Origin of the sequence: Natronococcus occultus SP4 (assembly GCF_000328685.1) — an archaeon.
Taxonomy (GTDB): Archaea; Halobacteriota; Halobacteria; order Halobacteriales; family Natrialbaceae; genus Natronococcus; species Natronococcus occultus.
Window position 1 is genome coordinate 455,451 of the sequence record NC_019974.1, and the last position, 15,714, is coordinate 471,164.

The following is a 15,714-nucleotide window of genomic DNA, read 5'->3' on the forward strand; positions in this document are numbered from 1 at the left end:
CCGTGCGACGCGTATCGGTACTATGCCGGACGGAACTTTCGGCGACCGACTCGGGACGTACCAACAGCGCTTCGACAGCCTCGACGCGACCGTCGCCGCGTATATGGATCGGTGGGGGATACCCGTGTTACGGGCTGCGATCGCCGTCGTGTTCATCTGGTTCGGCGCGCTCAAGGTGGTCGGCGTCTCGCCGGCCGGCGAACTCGTCGCGGCGACCGTCTATCTCGTCCCTCCCGATCTGTTCATCCCCGTCCTCGGCGTCTGGGAGGTGCTTATCGGGGTCTGTCTGCTCTATCGACCGCTGATCCGGCTCGGGATCTTCCTGCTCTTTCTCCAGCTACCCGGTACTTTTCTGCCGCTTGTCATCCTTCCCGAGGCGGTGTACGTGTCGTTCCCGTACGCGCTGACGGTCGAGGGACAGTACATCATCAAGAACCTCGTCATCATCGGCGCCGCGCTCGTGATCGGCGGCTCCGTCAGAGAAGACGTGTAGTTAGCCGGCCGATCCACGCGAGCGCGAGCGCGAACCCGATCGCCGCCGTGGCCTGACGGGCGAGCATCTTCGTCACGAACCGGGTCGAGACCTCGCGGGCGACCGTAATCGCGGTGACGAGACAGGGCAGGAGTACGCCCGCGAGGTAGACCGCCACGAGTACCTGGATCGGCGAGAGCGCGGCGATCCCGCTCGTGTCGGCGGTCAACAGCGCGATCCCGTCTTTGCGAATCGAGGCGAGGACGATCGGCAGGGCGGCCTCGGCCGGCAGCCCGAACGCGCTCATCGCCGGCGCCAGGGCGCCGCCGAGTCGCTCGAGGACGCCGGCGTGGTCGAGCAACGCGGCGACGACACAGATCGCCGCGAAGACGGGCAGCGCCGTGGTGAGGAAGCTCGCGAGCGAGGATCGCGCCTCCCGCCAGATCGCGCGCGGGCGGGGCCACTCGAGGAATGTGCGCCGATCGACCGCGAGCGACGCCGTCCGGGCCTCCCGCGGCGCGACGAGACGAACGTACAACAGCGTCGTCACGACGAGCACCACGAGGTAGGGAACGACGAGCCAGCTCATTCCGACGGCGGCAAGCACCGCGAGCGTGGCCGGGAACTGGTAGGAGCAGGCCGCGCCGAAGGAGATCGCCGAGATGGTGGTACAGCGGGTGCAGTCCGAGCAGCTCCGGGTGCTGGTCACGGCGGGGACGTTACAGCCAAACCCCATCACGACCCGGACGAGATCCCGCCCCGTCAACCCAACGCGGCGCATGACGGGGTGGAGCGCGGTCGTCACCCGCGTGACGAGCCCGCTGGCCTTGTACGCACCCATGAACAGGGCGAAGATCAGCATCGTCGGCAGCGCCCAGACGAACAGGAACGGCCCCATCGCGAGCAGGCCGTAGTCGCTTACGAGAACGGCCGTTATCGGCTCCGGCAGCGCCGCCGTCTCGGCCCACGCGACGGCGGGCTCGAGGGTCGCGCCGACGACCGGGTCGAGTTCGCCAGCGACGGTGTTTGCGAACCAGACGGCGACGACGGCGGGAAGGAGGAGGACGAGCGTGCTCGCGATCGGACCCAGGTACGGGCGCTCGAGGATCGTCTCGGCCGGCTCGATCTCCCAGCCCGCGCGGGTCGTCATCTCGGCGGGAAACGAGCCCGCGTAGCGAAGCGCTTCCAGGACCGCCCCCGCGTCGGCCCCCGTCGGCGAGCCGGTATCGGGAGCGACCCCACCGTCGGCCGCGACCCGCGTCAGCCGACGGGCGTCGACGGGGACGACCGGAACGCCGAGATCCGACTCGAGGGAAGCGACCCGCTCTCTGGCCGCCGAGCTATCGTCGATCCTGTCCCAGTGGGTGACGACCACCGCGCCGGGACGCCCCTCGACGAGCGGCAGCAGGTCCGCGAGATCCCGATCGAGGTCGGTCGCCGGAACGACGAGGACGACCCGGTCGGTCGCCTCCAGTTCCGCCAGCGCCTCGCGGGTCGTCTCGGTGTCGGCCTCGAGGGTGATCCCGGGCGTGTCGACCAGCTCGAACCCGTCGGTCCGATAGACCTCGCTCGAAACGGTCGACCCACCCAGCTTCTCGTCGGCCGGGCGCGAGCCGGTGAGACCGGCCGTGAGCGCGGATTTACCAACGCTTTCCTTCCCGATCAGGACGAGACGCTCGCGGTCCGAGCTCATGTGTCCGTCCTCCGATCGGTCCCGCCTCGATACTCCTCGTCGAGTCCTCGAGCCGCCGTGACAGCGGCGCGCCGGAATCGGTGTCTCACTGGCGCGTCACTCGGCAGCCACAATTAATAATAGTACTGATTAATATAATAACTACTATTATCTCCGAGACCGTATTCACAATCGAATGCGCGACAACTCGACACCGGTTACGGTACTGTCCGGAACGCTTGGCGCCGGCAAGACGACCGTTCTGAACCGCCTCCTGCGGGAAACCGACGACCAAATCGCCGTGCTGGTCAACGACATGGGAGAGGTCAACGTCGACGCCGAACACGTCGCCGAATCCTCCGACATCGCCGACGAGGACGAGGAGCTGATCGAGCTCTCGGACGGCTGTATCTGCTGTGAACTCCGCGGGGACCTCCTCGAGGCGATCGACGAGCTCACCCGCGAACGGGCGTTCGACGCCGTCGTCGTCGAGTCGACCGGCGTCGCCGAACCGCTCCCGGTCGCCCAGACACTGACGATCGGGTTCGACCAGAGCGACCTCGAGCCCACCGAGTTCTACGCGGAGACCGGGATGGAGCCCCTGGAGGACTGCCACCTCGATACGACCGTCACCGTCGTCGACGCCCACCAGTTCGACGCGGCGATGCGCTCCGACGAGATCCTCGACGACGACGGCACCGAGAAACACCTCGGCGACCTGCTCGTCGAGCAGGTGGAGTTCTGCGACGTCCTCCTGCTCAACAAGTGTGACCTCGTCGACAAGGCGACCCTTGAGCGGATCGAGTCGACCCTCGAGGCGCTCCAGCCCCGCGCGGAGATCGTTCGCACCGAGCACGGCCGCGTCGACCCCGACGTCCTCGTCGACACGGGGCGGTTCGACTTCGAGGACGCGAGCCAGTCGGCGGGCTGGATCCGGGAGCTGCATGAACCCCACGAGTCAGCCGAGGAGGAACACGGCGTCACCTCGTTCGTCTTCGGCGCCCGCCGCCCGTTCCATCCCGAACGCTTCGCGGAGCTGCTCGACTCGTTTCCCGACGAGGTCGTCCGCGCGAAGGGCCACTTCTGGCTCGCCGGCCGTGGGGACGAGGCGCTGACGATCAACGTCGCTGGCCGATCGATCCGTGTCGGTCCCGGCGGGCCGTGGACCGACGCGCTGCCCGAACCCGAGCGCAGCGAACGCCTCGAGGAAAACCCCGAGATCGAGGACAACTGGCACGACCGGTGGGGCGACCGCAGCGTCCGTCTGGTCGTGATCGGCACCGAGATGGACCACGAGCCGCTGCGGGCCGCCCTCGAGGACTGCCTGCTCACTGATTCGGAGCTCGACGAGGACTGGTCGACCTACGAGGACCGGTTCCCGACGTTCGAGCTCCCCGAAGACGAGCCGACGGCGGAGCCCGAGGACGACTCGAACCAGGAAGAGATCGGGATCGCGGACTGAGAACGAACCAGTGACCGAGCACGATACCGACGCCGATCCGTTCGCCGACGCGCGGGCCGAGGCCGACGGCGACGTCTCGCCGTGTTACGAGGCGTACGTCGCGCGTCGCGACCACCGGCCCGACAGCTGCACGATCTACTGTGCGCTCGACGGTGAATCGATCGAGGACACCTGGATCCGCGCGAAAGGCGACGCGTTCGTCTCCCGCGAGGACGCCAGGTAAGGACTCGCTCACGCCCCAACGACGTAGTATACCGACACACCACACGACGATGTCAACCCACTTCCAGACCGCAGTCAGATCCAACGTCTCGCACGCGACCCGACGCGAAGCCATCGACCGCCTCGTCGCGGAGGACGAGCAGCGCAATCTCGCGCTCCTCGTCGAGATGGGCGGGCTCCGCGGGGAGTTCCGTCGCCGAGCCCTCGAGGGACTCGGCGAGTGCAACGCGGCCAACCACCTCGAGGAGCTTGCCGACGATACGACGGTCGACCCGTCGCTGCGGCGTCGTGCGGCCGAGCTGTCCTAGTTCCGCCGACGCCGCCGGGAGTCCCGATTCGGTTAGCAGCGAATCGGCCGGCGTTGTTAAATTACAGCCGGCTCGATTACCTATTTACTAGCAACTCTTTTTAAGTATCGAACGTTCAGTTAACAACGCTATGGCATACAGCTGCTCCACCTGCGACGAGTCGTTCCAGTCCGCGGCAGGCGTCACGCAACACGTCGCGCTCCACCACAACACCTGTGCCGTCTGCGACGACGAGTTCGACGACGCGGACGGCCTCCGCGAGCACGTTCACGCGAGCCACTGACGACGAACGACAGCTTCGTTTTTAACGGTCGAGGCCGCCGAGAGCGAAACGCCCGCGATCAGCAGTCGCAGTAGTCCGGCTCGCAACACTCGAGGTCCTCGACGATCATCCGTTTCTCCCGGTACTCCTCGAGCGGCCCCGTCTCGACCCCGAGTCGGTCGCCGAGCTCCTCGGCGACGACGGCGAAGCGCTGGCGGAACTTGTAGATAAAACAGAACTGCTGGCCGTTGTGTGCGACCTGCGGCCCGGCGAGGAACAGGCCTGGCGTCTCGGTCGATTCGTCCCGGTCAGTAAGCGCTGGGAACGAACCGTCGAACGCGAACAGATCCTCGACGACCGCGAGGCTTCCTTCGAACCCGGTCGCCAGGATCGGCGACACCCGGGAGCGGTAGCGGTCGCCGTCGCTCGCCGTCACCGCGTACCCCTCGTCGTCGCGTCCGATCTCCTCGATGCGAGCGTCGGCGACGAGCTCGATCGGCGCGCCGTCCTCGAGAGCCGTCTCGAGGCGCTCGCTCGTCCGCGGCGAAAGCACCTCGCTCGGGTCGGGACTGCGGAACTGCCAGGTCCCCTCGTCGTCCAGCACCGTCACCGAGCGTCCCGCTTCGGCGAGTCCCAGCGCCGCGTCGATCCCGCTCTCTGCGCCCCCGACAACCACGACGTCGGCCGCGCCGTCGACCGCTGCGCCGGCGCCGTCGGCGGCAACCCGAGCCGCCGACCCGTCCTCGTTCGCGACGCGATCCGCGTACCCCGCCCACGAGTCGACGGCCGCGACGTGAGTGCCGTGGACGGCGCCGTCGATCCCGGCATTCGAGGGGTACTGGTACTGGCCGGCGGCCCAGACGACGTAGCGGGCGCGGATCGGTCCCTCGTCGGTCTCGAGGACGAACCCATCGGTTTCGTCGGCCCCTTCGCGGACGACCGAGTCGACGTCGACGCCCGTCTCGACGGGCAGCTCGTGGAACTCCGCGACGGCCTCGAGGTACTCGGCGTACTGCTCGCCCGTGGGGTGTTCCCGATCGAGCGCCAGCGCGGGGGAGGTGTCGACCGTGATCGCGTTCAGATCGCGCACGCCGAAGGCGTTAGCGGGGAACGACGGCGTCAGCAGTCGCATCTCCTCGGGCCAGCTTCGGAAGGAGGCGCCGATCCGATCACGTTCGAGGACGGCGTACTCGACGTCGAGCCGTTCGAGCGCGACCGCGGTTCCGAGCCCGGCCGGGCCGGCCCCGACGATCGCCACCTCGAGGGAGTCGTTCATACTGGATCGGTGAGTGTCGAGGTTTAATAATATTGTGTGAGAAGTTACTAAGAGATAGTATTATATCTGGACCGAATAGCAAGGCTGGCTCGTGGAGCACCGATTCGCGGAGCTTTTAGCCGACCGGGGACTGGGATCGATATCGATGACTCGACAACCGCTCGAGCGGAGGTGGCTTCGATGACGACCGACCTGACCGAGATCACCGTGATCGGAGACGACGACACCGGACTGGTCGCCCGCGTGACCAGCCTCCTGTTCGAGCGCGGAGCCAATATCGAGGACATAGACCAGGCGGTTCGGGACGATGTCTTCCGGATGAACCTCGCCGTCGACACCGCGGAAATGGTCTGTACCGAGGCGACGCTTCGGGAGGACCTCCACGAGCTCGGCGAGGACCTCGGGCTCGACGTGCAGGTCCGGTTTCCCGCCGACCGTGAGACCCAGCGGATCGCGGTGCTCGGTACCAGCGAGAGCCACTGTCTGGAGGCGCTGTTCGAGGCCTGGGCGAACGACGAGCTCGGCGCCGACATCGGCGTGGTCATCGGCAACCACGACGACCTCGAACCCCTCGCCCAGCGGTACGACGTGCCGTTCCACGACATCGGCGACGAGAACGGCCAACAGAACGAGGCGCGGCTGCTCGAGCTGCTGGCGGAGTACGACGCCGACCTGATCGTCCTCGCGCGGTACATGCGCATCCTCAGCCCGAACGTTGTCTTCCGCTACGAGGACCGGATTATCAACGTCCACCCCTCGCTGCTGCCCGCCTTCCCCGGCGCCGAGGCCTACCGCCAGGCCCTCGAGGAGGGTGTCCGGGTGGCGGGCGTCACCGCCCACTACGTCACTACGGATCTCGACCAGGGGCCGATCATCACCCAGCGCGCGTTCAACGTCCCCGACGACGCCGACCTCGCGGAGATCAAGCGGCGGGGCCAGCCCCTCGAGGCCGACGCCCTGCTCGAGGCGGTGCGGCTCCACCTGAACGGCGACGTCTCGGTCCACCGCGGCCGAACGAGCGTCCGCGAGAACGAGCGTGATTACCAGCTGGGGCTGCCCGACGAGATGGACGAGCTCACCCCGGATCGACCGGTCGACGGGATCGCCGACGCCGTCACCGACGCCGACCCTATCACTGACGGCGACGCCGACGCGGCACCAGAAGAGAACGACGAGGACGACGCCGACCGGGAGACCGAGCCGGAACCGCCGGCGAGCTAACGCCGCCAGGTCTCGGGAGACAGTATCCGTTGCGGACGGTCTCGCGGTTTTCGACGCCGCCGCTACTCACCGACGTTCGATCAGCTTCGGCGCGACCGCGACTCGCGTCGATCGCGCCGCGAGTTCGTTGGGACAGTCTAGACGTCGTTCGGATCGATCGTCACGCCCTCGAACAGCGGGTGGAGATCGTCGTCCAGCTGTGCCTTCAGGTCCTGAAGCTCGCCCTGGGTGAGCGTGGCCGCGATCGCGTCGGTGACGCCGTCGGCAAACTGCTCGGCGTCGCCATCCTCGACGTCGGTTCCCTGGAGGTGGTTGCTGACGCGGTCGACGAACGCCTCGCGATCGTAGCCGGCGCCGTCGTGGTCGGCGTCCTCGACGATCGAGGCCAGCTCCGAGGGGAGCTGGGCGGCGACGTCCTCGGCCTCACCGCCCGTCAGCGTCTCGCCCAGCGTCTCGAGGACGGCCTCGCTGGCGATCTGTGCGCGATCGATCGTCTCGAGGTGACTCGCCTCCTGTACGAGCTTGTAGAATTCGTTTTCCTGCATAGACGAGGATTACACGGTGAGCAGTATCGGGGTTCGGCCCTCAGATGCAAGTCGCCTCATGATCGTTCTCGCCGTCGGCAAACGGCGACTCGGCGTCACCGGATGTCGCGGTATCGCCGCCGTGCCGGTCGTCGACATCCTCGAGGAACGCGCCGAGGTCGATCCGATCTACTGGCGCGAGCGTCACTGCGACGCTTATGCTTTCGCAGATGGTACTCTTACCCATGGCACAGCGAGAGGTCCAACAGGAGCTGTCGGTCGACCAGTACACGCTCGGGCTCGTCGGCCCCGACCAGGAGTGGGCGGGGACCGTCGCCGACGGCGGACGGATCGAGACCTACACACCCCCGGGCTGCTGGGGCCCGATGATCACACCGGAGTTTCGCGGCGGTCACGAGGTCACCCGACCGATCCGTGTCGAGAACGCCGAGGTCGGCGACGCCGTCGCGTTGAAGATCCGAGACGTCGAAGTGACGAGCCTCGCGACGAGTACGGGCTCGATGCGCGAGCGAACCGAGGCGTTCGGCGACGACCCGTTCGTCGACCACCGCTGTCCGGAGTGTGGCACCGAGTGGCCCGAATCGGTCGTCGAGGGTACGGGTGAGGACGCGATCCGCTGTGCGGAGTGTGGCGCCAACGCCTCCTCGTTTGGCTTCGAGTACGGCTACACCGTCGTCTTCGACGAGGATCACACGGTGGGGATCACGGTCGACGAGGACGCCGCGACCGACCTCGCCGAAGACGCCGCGGAGCTGATGGACATTCCCGACAACTCCCGGCAGCACCCGATCCTGCTGTACGCGCCCTCGGAGATGCCCGGCACGCTTGGTCGGCTGCGGCCCTTTATCGGCAACGTCGGAACGACGCCATCCGTGGAGCTGCCCGACTCCCACAACGCGGGCGACTTCGGCCAGTTCCTCCTCGAGACCGACCACGACTGGGGGCTCGAGAGCGAGGACGAACTCGAGGCTCGCACCGACGGCCACATGGATATCCCGCAGGTTCGCGCGGGCGCGACGCTGATCTGCCCGGTGAAAGTCGACGGCGGGGGCGTCTACGTCGGCGACCTCCACGCCAACCAGGGCGACGGCGAACTCTCCTTGCACACGACCGACGTCAGCGGCACGGTGCGGATGGACGTCGAGGTGATCAAGGACCTCGAGATCGACGGCCCCGTCCTGCTGCCCAACGAGGAGGACCTGCCGTTCATCAGCAAACCGTACAGCGAGGACGAGCTCGCGGCGGGACGCGAGCTGGCCGCCGACCACGACGTCGACCTGCTCGAGGAGACGGGACCGATCCAGGTCGTCGGGACAGGCGCGACGATCAACGACGCCACCGAGAACGCCTTCGACCGCGCCGGCACACTGCTCGGGATGAGCGAGGGCGAGGTGCGCTCGCGGTGTACGTTCACCGGCGGGGTCCAGATCGGTCGACTGCCCGGCGTCGTCCAGCTCGACATGCTCGCGCCGATGGACGTCCTTGAGGACCGCGGGATCGCCCACCTCGTTCGGGACCAGTACGACGTCCTCGACGCATAGTCGACCCCGTGCTCGGTCGTCGAGCGTGATCAGTCGGCTTCGTTGGTCTCGATGGTCGCGCGGTCCTCGCTCGAGACCGTGCCCAGCTGTGCGGATCGGTTCTCCGAGAGCAGCGGCGTGACGGCCAGTATCAGCATCGCGATCATAAACACCGCCAGCATCGAGAGAACGACCGCCGTGACGCCGAACGGAACGATACTGGCGAGGAGACTGCCGGACGCGATACCCGCGAGGGATCCACCGAAACTGACGAGACTCATCGCTTTCGACCACCCGTTTCGTATCGAGTGGCATGAGTGTTACTTTTCCGTGACCGACCTGCTGGAACCGCCGCCTGGCGTCGGACGGGTGGTGCGATCGAACGGCATTTACTCACGCAGCCGGACGTATTCGTATGGAGATACCCGAGGGGCTGGGGTCACACGTCCTCGATACTCTCGCGCCGAACATCGCGGTGCTGGACGACGAGGGCACGATCCTGAGTACGAACGACGCGTGGAAGTCCTTCGCCGAGGAGAACGAACTCCAGCCACCGGTCGGCAGCGTCGGCGTCAACTACCTGGAGATCTGTGAGCACAGCGACAGTCCGCACGCCGAACAGGCGGCCGAAGGGGCTCGGGCCGTCCTCGATGGCGACCGGGAGACGTTCACCCTCGAGTACCCATGTCACTCGACGGGTTCCCAGCGGTGGTTCCAGCTGACCGTCAGGCGCACGCGCTACGAGGACGAGCTGTACGCGATCGTCTCTTACCGGAACATCACCGAGCGCAAGTTGAGCGAACAGCGCGTCGAGGAGTCGAACGAACGCCTCCAGCAGTTCGCCTACGCCGTCAGCCACGACCTTCAGGAACCGCTGCGGATGATCACGAGCTACCTCGGGCTGATCGAGCGCCGCTACGAGGACGAACTCGACGAGGACGGCCAGGAGTTCATCGAGTTCGCCGTCGACGGCGCCGAACGGATGCGGGACATGATCGAGGGGCTGCTCGAGTACTCCCGGGTCGAGACCCGCGGAGATCCGTTCGCGCCCGTCGACCTCGAGGCCGTCCTCGAAGAGGTCAGCACGGACCTCCAGATGGCCGTCGACGACGAGGCCGGCGAGATCACGATCGAATCGCTGCCGACGGTCGAGGGCGACCGCAGCCAGCTCCGGCGGCTGTTCCAGAACCTGCTCGAGAACGGGATCACGTACTCCGGGGAGGAGCCCCCGCGGATCCGCGTCGAGGCCGAGGCAAGCGACGGCGAGTGGATCGTCGCGGTCAGCGACAACGGGATCGGGATCGACCCGGAGGACCAGGACCGGATCTTCGACGTCTTCGATCGGCTCCACAGCCGCGAGGAGTACGAGGGGACGGGGATTGGGCTGGCGCTCTGTCAGCGGATCGCCGAACGCCACGGCGGGACCGTCGACGTCGAGTCCGAACCCGGCGAGGGGTCGACGTTTTTCGTGACGCTACCCGACGCCGAGTAACGCCGACGGTCGCGACGCCGGGCTCGCCCCGTTCGGCGTGACCCCAGTTCGTCCAGTGTCTTCGAGAACGAGACACCCCACCGTGTCCGGTGTCTCGAATCTATCATCTCCGCGACCCGGTGTACCCCATCGTGTCCAGTGTCTCCCGAACCGGTTCGCGTGGCCTCACGTTGCTCTCCTCCCCACTACGTCCAGTGTCCGAGCTCGATCGAGTGTGGGTGAGAAGGAGCGGGTGTCGCGTCCTCGGAGTCGACTGATGGCTCGAACCGAGCAGACGCCACGATCGCCGTCGTCGCCGATTAGGCGCCGCGATCGAGGTGGTGTTCGATCGCCTCGGTCATCCCCACCACGTCCACTGTCTCGTCGAGCGCCTCGAGCAACAGGTCGGGGTTCGTATCGAGGGAGTACTCGTAGTACCGCCCGCCGACCTCGCCTTTGTTCCGTTCCACCCGGCTCGCGATTCCGAGCATCGCAAGCTCGTTGAGGTGATCCCGCATCCGGCGCAGAACCAGCGAGTCGGCCGCCGCCCGATCGCAGACGATCTCGTAGCGATCCTGGATATTCCGGGCCCGCGTCGGCGTGTCGCCCTCCTCGTGGAGCATCACCAGCGCGTAGAGAACGAGATGACCCTGCTGGGTGAGCCCCGCAACGCCGTCGACGATACGACTCCGTTCGAGCGACGCCCGCGCCTCGTCGACGTGGGCCTCCGTGATCTGCTCGACCCCGCGAGTCGTCGAGCGGTAACCGACCCTTTCAATTTTGAAAGTCGACCGCCGATCCGGAGCGGTCCCGGCCCGCTGTGCAGCCGTCTCGTTTTCGATTCTTCCCTATCCACGAACGTGGATTCAAAACGAAAGCCGAAAGCGTTTTTGAGCACGGATACGGGGTAACGGATAATGACGGCCTACACCGCGACGGTGACCGTTCGACTCAAACGCGGCGTCCTCGACCCCGAGGCCGAGACCACGAAACAGGCCCTCAAGCGGCTGGGATTCGAACTCGAGGCGCTGCGATCGGCCGACCGCTTCGAGATCGATCTCGAGGCCGACTCCGACGAGGACGCCCGCGAGCGCGCCGACGAGATGGCCGAACGACTGCTCGCGAACCCGACCATCCACGACTACGACGTGGAGGTCGACGAGCGGTAGATGACGGTCTCGATCACGACGACCGAGACCGTCGGTCGCAACACCGCGGGGTGGCGACTGTGACGGTCTCGATCGTCAGATTCGGCGGTTCGAACTGCGACCGCGACGCCGAGCGCGCACTGGCTCACCTGGGGATCGACGCCGAGATCGTCTGGCACGAGGACGGCCTCCCTGCCGACACGACCGGGATCGTCCTCCCGGGCGGGTTCTCCTACGGCGACTACCTCCGTGCGGGAGCGATGGCCGCGCGCTCGCCGATCATGGCCGAGGTTCGGGAAGCTGCCGCCGACGGAACGCCCGTTCTGGGAATCTGTAACGGCGCCCAGATCGGCTGCGAGTCGGGGCTGACCGAGGGAGCGTTCACGACCAACGAGAGCGCCCGGTTCCAGTGTGAACCGGTGTTCCTTCGCGTCGAACGTACGGATACGCCCTGGACGGCCGCCTACGAGGAAGGTGAGGTCATCGAGGTGCCGATCGCCCACGGGGAGGGACGCTACGAGATTCCCGACGATCGCCTGGCCGAACTCGAGGACGACGACCGCGTCCTCTTTCGGTACTGCGACGCCGACGGCGACGTGAGCGCGGGCGCGAATCCGAACGGCTCGAAGGGCGGCGTCGCCGGCCTGCTCGGCGAGCGGGAGACGGTCGCGGTGTTGATGCCCCATCCCGAGCGTGCGACCCTCCCCGACGTCGGTCCGACTGACGGGCAGGGGATCCTTCGCGGATTCGCCGACGCCTGAACTGGCCGATAGCTTTATCGGCATACTGGTCTGTCTTCTGAACAGTATCGCGATAGTATAGGTCGACGCCGACTCGCCCGTGATCGACCGGGCGGGCGATATCGGCCAGTCGCGGGAACGGGTTATGGGTACGGCAACGCACGTCGTCTGTGTCGGGACGCCCCTCCCGCCGAACGTCGAGGACGTGCTCGAAGACGTCACCGACGCGGTCACGGTCGCCGTCGCCGAGACGGCCGCCGACTGTCTGGCGGGACTCGAGAGCGCCGACTGCGTCGTCGCGACCGACGCGGTCCCCGACACGACCTGTCCGGAACTCTGTTCGCAGATCGCGCGTCGTCGTCCCGAACTCCCGGTCGTCGTCTTTCCGGCGACCGGCAGCGAGGAGCTAGCGGGCGAAGTAATCGCGGCCGGCGCCGACGGCTACGTCCCGCGATCCCAGGGGCTCGAAACGCTTCGGTCCCGTCTCGACGGGCTGATCGGGGACGGCTCGAACGAACGCCACGAGGACGGGGCCGGCCGGAACGCCGCGGACGACCGGGACGAGAGCGGCGATCGAGCGCAGTGTCGGGACTCGAGCCCGAACGGCGGCTCGAGCCGTCTCGAGTTGCTCGTCGAACAGTCCCCGCTCGCGATCGTCGAGTGGAACCGCGAGTTCGAGGCGGCGAGCTGGAACCCGGCTGCCACCGAGCTGTTCGGCTACGCGCCGGCCGAGGCGCTCGGCGAGTCCGCGTTCGATCTGGTCGTCGCCGAACGGGATCGAACCGAGGTTGCGAACCACTGGGAACTGCTCGTCGAGGCCGACCTCGAGGAGTCGTTCCGGACGGTGAACCGGAACGTTCGAGCCGACGGCACCGAGCTCACCTGCGAGTGGATCAACACGCCGCTGATCGAGGACGGCGAGGTCGTCCGCGTTCTCTCTTTCGTTCGGGACGTGACGGACGACCTCGAGCGGGCGAACGCGCTCGAGGCGCTCCAGGAGACGACGCGGCGGCTTGTCGGAACGTCCTCTCCCGACGAGGTCGCCGAGATCATCATGGAGGCGATCGAGCGCGTCCTCGATCGGTCGCTTGCGGGGGTCTGGTTCGCCGCCGAGGACACGGACCGACTCGAACTCGAGGCGACAGCCTCCCGGCTCGCTGACGACAGCATCGCCCGGCGACCGATCGACCCTGGGAGCGGACTCCTCTGGGAGGCCTACGACCGTGGGGAGCCGATCGTGGTCGACGACGCCACGACCGAACGGCTCCCGTACTTCCTCGAGTACCCCCTCGGAAACGCTGTCGTCTACCCGCTCGGCGATCACGGCGTCGTCTCCGTCTGTTCGGTCGCGGGCCGGGAGCTTGAGGCCGCGGACGTCTCTCTCGTCCAGGTCCTCGCCGCGGCGGCTGAAACGGCCCTCGATCGGACGGCCCGGCGACGCGAGCTCGAACGTGCGAAGACGATCGTCGAGGCCGTCGGCGACAGTATCTACGCGGTCGACCGCGACGGTCGGTTCGTCGCCGTCAACGACATGCTTGCGTCGGTGACGGGGTACGACAGGGAGGCGCTTCTCGGTCGGCACTTCTCGTCGGTGCTGACCGACGAGAGCGTCGCTCGAGTTCGCGAGCGAGTCGACGAGTTCGAGCCGGGCGCTGCGGACACTGCGACCGACGAGGTGACTGTCTCGACTCGAACCGGAGAGCGAATCCCCTGTGAGGCGACGACGCGGCTGCTGTGTCGGGACGGCGACCCCGAAGGAGCGGTCGGCGTCGTCCGCGACATCAGCGACCGCAAGCGAATGGAACGCGAGCTCCGTGACCGACGCGCGAAAATCGAGAGCCTCCACGAGGTCGCCTCCCGACTGGACGACTGTGACTCCCCCGAGGAGATCTACGAGCTGGTCGTCGAAACGGCCGAGGACGTCCTGAACTTCGACGTCTGTGTCGTCGATCGGATCGTCGGGAACTCTCTCGAGAAGGTCGCGCTATCCTCACAGCTCGACGACGCGGACTACGTCGAGCGGATCGACGTCGAGAGGGGAGTCGCGGGACGGACCTACCGGGAACAACGGACCTACCGGATCGACGACGTCGATCGGTGTGACGACGCCATGGAGGACGCGAACGCCTACAGCTCGATTCTGAGCGCCCCGGTCGGCGACCACGGCGTCTTCCAGGCGGCCGCGAGGGAGCGGGGGGCGTTCGACCGCCACGACGAGGAACTGGTCGAGCTGTTGCTCTCACACGCCGTGGACCAGCTGGATCAGCTCGAGTCCGAAGAGAAGCTCCGCAGCGAGCGCGACCGGTTCGCCGCGCTGTTCGAGAACGTGCCCGACGCGGTCGTGAGTCTGCGCCACTGTGACGGCGAACCGATAATCGAGGCGGTCAACCCCGCGTTCGAACGCGTCTTCGGCTACGCGGAGGCGGAGCTGGTCGGGGAACCACTCGACGAGTTCGTCGTTCCGCCCGGAACGAGCGACACGCCCGCCGAGCGGGACCCTCGCGTCGACGAGGGGACGGTCGTCGAGACCGAGGTCAGACGACGCACCGCCGACGGCTTTCGCGAGTTCGTCCTCCAGCTCGTGCCGATCGAGCTCGAGGAGTCGGACGGCCGATCGTTCGGCCTCTACACCGACGTCACCGAGCAGAACCGGCGTCGCAAGCGCCTCGAGATCCTCAACCGGGTGTTGCGCCACGATCTGCGAAACGGGATGAACGTCATCGACGGCTGTGCGGAGCTGCTCGCCGAAAGCCTCGAGGGGACGGACGCGGCTCGGGTCCGGACCATCCGCGAGCGGTCGCGGGATCTCACCTCGCTCGCCGAGAAGAGCCGCACCGCAGAGTGCGTCCTCGATCGCGACGCCAATAGCCGCCCGGTCAACGCCGCGGCGCTCGCCGAGCGGGCAGCCGACCGCCTCGAGGACGTCCATCCCGACGTCGACCTCGGGCGGTCGCTTCCCACGTCGGCGCCGGTCATCGCAAGCGCGGACCTGCGAACGGCGATCTACCAGCTCCTCGAGAACGCGGTCGAACACCACGACGGGGTGCCGTCGGTCGACCTCGAGCTCCGGGAGCGACCCGAGGAGGACCTGGTCGTGCTGTCGGTCGTCGACGACGGACCGGGAATCCCCCCGGAGGAACGGGCACTGCTCAGCGACGACCGGGAGATCACGCAGCTGCGACACGCGAGCGGGCTGGGGCTCTGGTTAGCTAACTGGGTCGTCTCGCAGGCGGGCGGACGGCTTGCGTTCGCCGACAACGAGCCCCGGGGGACCGTCGTCAGGATCGAACTACCGCGGGCCGATCCGGAGGCGATCGGACCGGCGTCGGATCGGTCCGCGTCCGAGTAGTCCGGCCGTCGCCGCTCCAGGCGACGGGGCGATCGGAAAACAGGCG

The 15,714-nt window shown here is 67.2% G+C and carries 17 protein-coding genes; 11 read left to right on the top strand and 6 right to left on the bottom strand.

The genetic code is table 11. The features are described from left to right. Positions 1-22: 22 nt before the first annotated feature. Positions 23-493, top strand: a complete 471-nt coding sequence (locus NATOC_RS02245) for a hypothetical protein (protein ID WP_015319790.1) — start codon at positions 23-25, stop codon at positions 491-493. Here NATOC_RS02245 and NATOC_RS02250 read toward each other — a convergent pair. Continuing rightward, entirely contained in the window at positions 477-2,165 is a 1,689-nt protein-coding gene (locus NATOC_RS02250) for a nucleoside recognition domain-containing protein (protein WP_015319791.1), read from the bottom strand. The genes NATOC_RS02245 and NATOC_RS02250 overlap by 17 nt on opposite strands. 175 nt (positions 2,166-2,340) lie before the next feature. On the opposite strand from NATOC_RS02250, the gene NATOC_RS02255 reads away from it, so the two are divergent. The 4 genes from NATOC_RS02255 (at position 2,341) to NATOC_RS22175 (ending at position 4,419) form a co-directional block, all read left to right on the top strand. Beyond that, on the top strand, positions 2,341-3,606 hold the full coding sequence (locus tag NATOC_RS02255; RefSeq protein WP_015319792.1) for a CobW family GTP-binding protein: 1,266 nt from the start codon (positions 2,341-2,343) through the stop codon (positions 3,604-3,606). A 10-nt stretch (positions 3,607-3,616) separates the two neighbouring features. Beyond that, complete coding sequence (locus tag NATOC_RS02260; RefSeq protein WP_015319793.1) at positions 3,617-3,829, top strand: DUF7511 domain-containing protein; 213 nt, start codon at positions 3,617-3,619, stop codon at positions 3,827-3,829. 49 nt (positions 3,830-3,878) lie between these two features. Next, positions 3,879-4,136 (top strand): hypothetical protein, encoded by a 258-nt coding sequence (locus NATOC_RS02265; protein WP_015319794.1) that lies wholly within the window; start codon positions 3,879-3,881, stop codon positions 4,134-4,136. Between the two features lie 130 nt (positions 4,137-4,266). Further along, positions 4,267-4,419 (top strand): C2H2-type zinc finger protein, encoded by a 153-nt coding sequence (locus NATOC_RS22175; RefSeq protein WP_015319795.1) that lies wholly within the window; start codon positions 4,267-4,269, stop codon positions 4,417-4,419. A gap of 58 nt (positions 4,420-4,477) precedes the next feature. On the opposite strand, the gene NATOC_RS02270 is transcribed toward NATOC_RS22175, so the two are convergent. Next, positions 4,478-5,674 (bottom strand): NAD(P)/FAD-dependent oxidoreductase, encoded by a 1,197-nt coding sequence (locus NATOC_RS02270; protein WP_015319796.1) that lies wholly within the window; start codon positions 5,672-5,674, stop codon positions 4,478-4,480. Positions 5,675-5,854: 180 nt separating this feature from the next. On the opposite strand from NATOC_RS02270, the gene NATOC_RS02275 reads away from it, so the two are divergent. Then, positions 5,855-6,895, top strand: coding sequence for a formyltetrahydrofolate deformylase (locus tag NATOC_RS02275; protein WP_015319797.1), 1,041 nt, complete (start codon positions 5,855-5,857; stop codon positions 6,893-6,895). A gap of 137 nt (positions 6,896-7,032) precedes the next feature. Here the strand turns inward: NATOC_RS02275 and NATOC_RS02280 are convergent, their stop codons facing one another. Both NATOC_RS02280 and NATOC_RS02285 read right to left on the bottom strand, forming a co-directional pair. After that, positions 7,033-7,440 carry a DUF2267 domain-containing protein gene (locus tag NATOC_RS02280; RefSeq protein WP_015319798.1) on the bottom strand — a complete coding sequence of 136 codons (408 nt, stop codon included), beginning with the start codon at positions 7,438-7,440 and terminating at the stop codon, positions 7,033-7,035. 40 nt (positions 7,441-7,480) lie between these two features. Next, entirely contained in the window at positions 7,481-7,666 is a 186-nt protein-coding gene (locus NATOC_RS02285) for a hypothetical protein (protein WP_049888624.1), read from the bottom strand. On the opposite strand from NATOC_RS02285, the gene NATOC_RS02290 reads away from it, so the two are divergent. Continuing rightward, positions 7,665-8,981 carry an acetamidase/formamidase family protein gene (locus tag NATOC_RS02290; RefSeq protein ID WP_049888625.1) on the top strand — a complete coding sequence of 439 codons (1,317 nt, stop codon included), beginning with the start codon at positions 7,665-7,667 and terminating at the stop codon, positions 8,979-8,981. The two genes, NATOC_RS02285 and NATOC_RS02290, sit on opposite strands and share 2 nt — an antisense overlap. A 29-nt stretch (positions 8,982-9,010) precedes the next feature. On the opposite strand, the gene NATOC_RS02295 is transcribed toward NATOC_RS02290, so the two are convergent. Further along, positions 9,011-9,241, bottom strand: a complete 231-nt coding sequence (locus NATOC_RS02295) for a hypothetical protein (RefSeq protein ID WP_015319800.1) — start codon at positions 9,239-9,241, stop codon at positions 9,011-9,013. A gap of 134 nt (positions 9,242-9,375) precedes the next feature. Here NATOC_RS02295 and NATOC_RS02300 point away from each other — a divergent pair, with 134 nt between their 5' ends. Next, positions 9,376-10,452 (top strand): PAS domain-containing sensor histidine kinase, encoded by a 1,077-nt coding sequence (locus NATOC_RS02300; protein ID WP_015319801.1) that lies wholly within the window; start codon positions 9,376-9,378, stop codon positions 10,450-10,452. A 299-nt stretch (positions 10,453-10,751) separates the two neighbouring features. Here NATOC_RS02300 and NATOC_RS23255 read toward each other — a convergent pair whose 3' ends face one another. Beyond that, positions 10,752-11,273: a hypothetical protein gene (locus tag NATOC_RS23255; protein ID WP_394296441.1), complete on the bottom strand. Its 522-nt coding sequence runs from the start codon at positions 11,271-11,273 to the stop codon at positions 10,752-10,754. Between the two features lie 75 nt (positions 11,274-11,348). Here NATOC_RS23255 and purS point away from each other — a divergent pair, with 75 nt between their 5' ends. The 3 genes from purS (at position 11,349) to NATOC_RS02320 (ending at position 15,668) form a co-directional block, all read left to right on the top strand. Continuing rightward, positions 11,349-11,600 carry a phosphoribosylformylglycinamidine synthase subunit PurS gene (gene purS, locus NATOC_RS02310; RefSeq protein WP_015319802.1) on the top strand — a complete coding sequence of 84 codons (252 nt, stop codon included), beginning with the start codon at positions 11,349-11,351 and terminating at the stop codon, positions 11,598-11,600. A gap of 59 nt (positions 11,601-11,659) precedes the next feature. Beyond that, on the top strand, positions 11,660-12,340 hold the full coding sequence (gene purQ, locus NATOC_RS02315; protein ID WP_015319803.1) for a phosphoribosylformylglycinamidine synthase I: 681 nt from the start codon (positions 11,660-11,662) through the stop codon (positions 12,338-12,340). 124 nt (positions 12,341-12,464) lie between these two features. Next, the gene (locus NATOC_RS02320; protein ID WP_015319804.1) at positions 12,465-15,668 is read left to right on the top strand and encodes a PAS domain S-box protein; all 3,204 of its coding nucleotides are present in this window, start codon (positions 12,465-12,467) and stop codon (positions 15,666-15,668) included. The last annotated feature ends 46 nt before the right edge of the window (positions 15,669-15,714 follow it).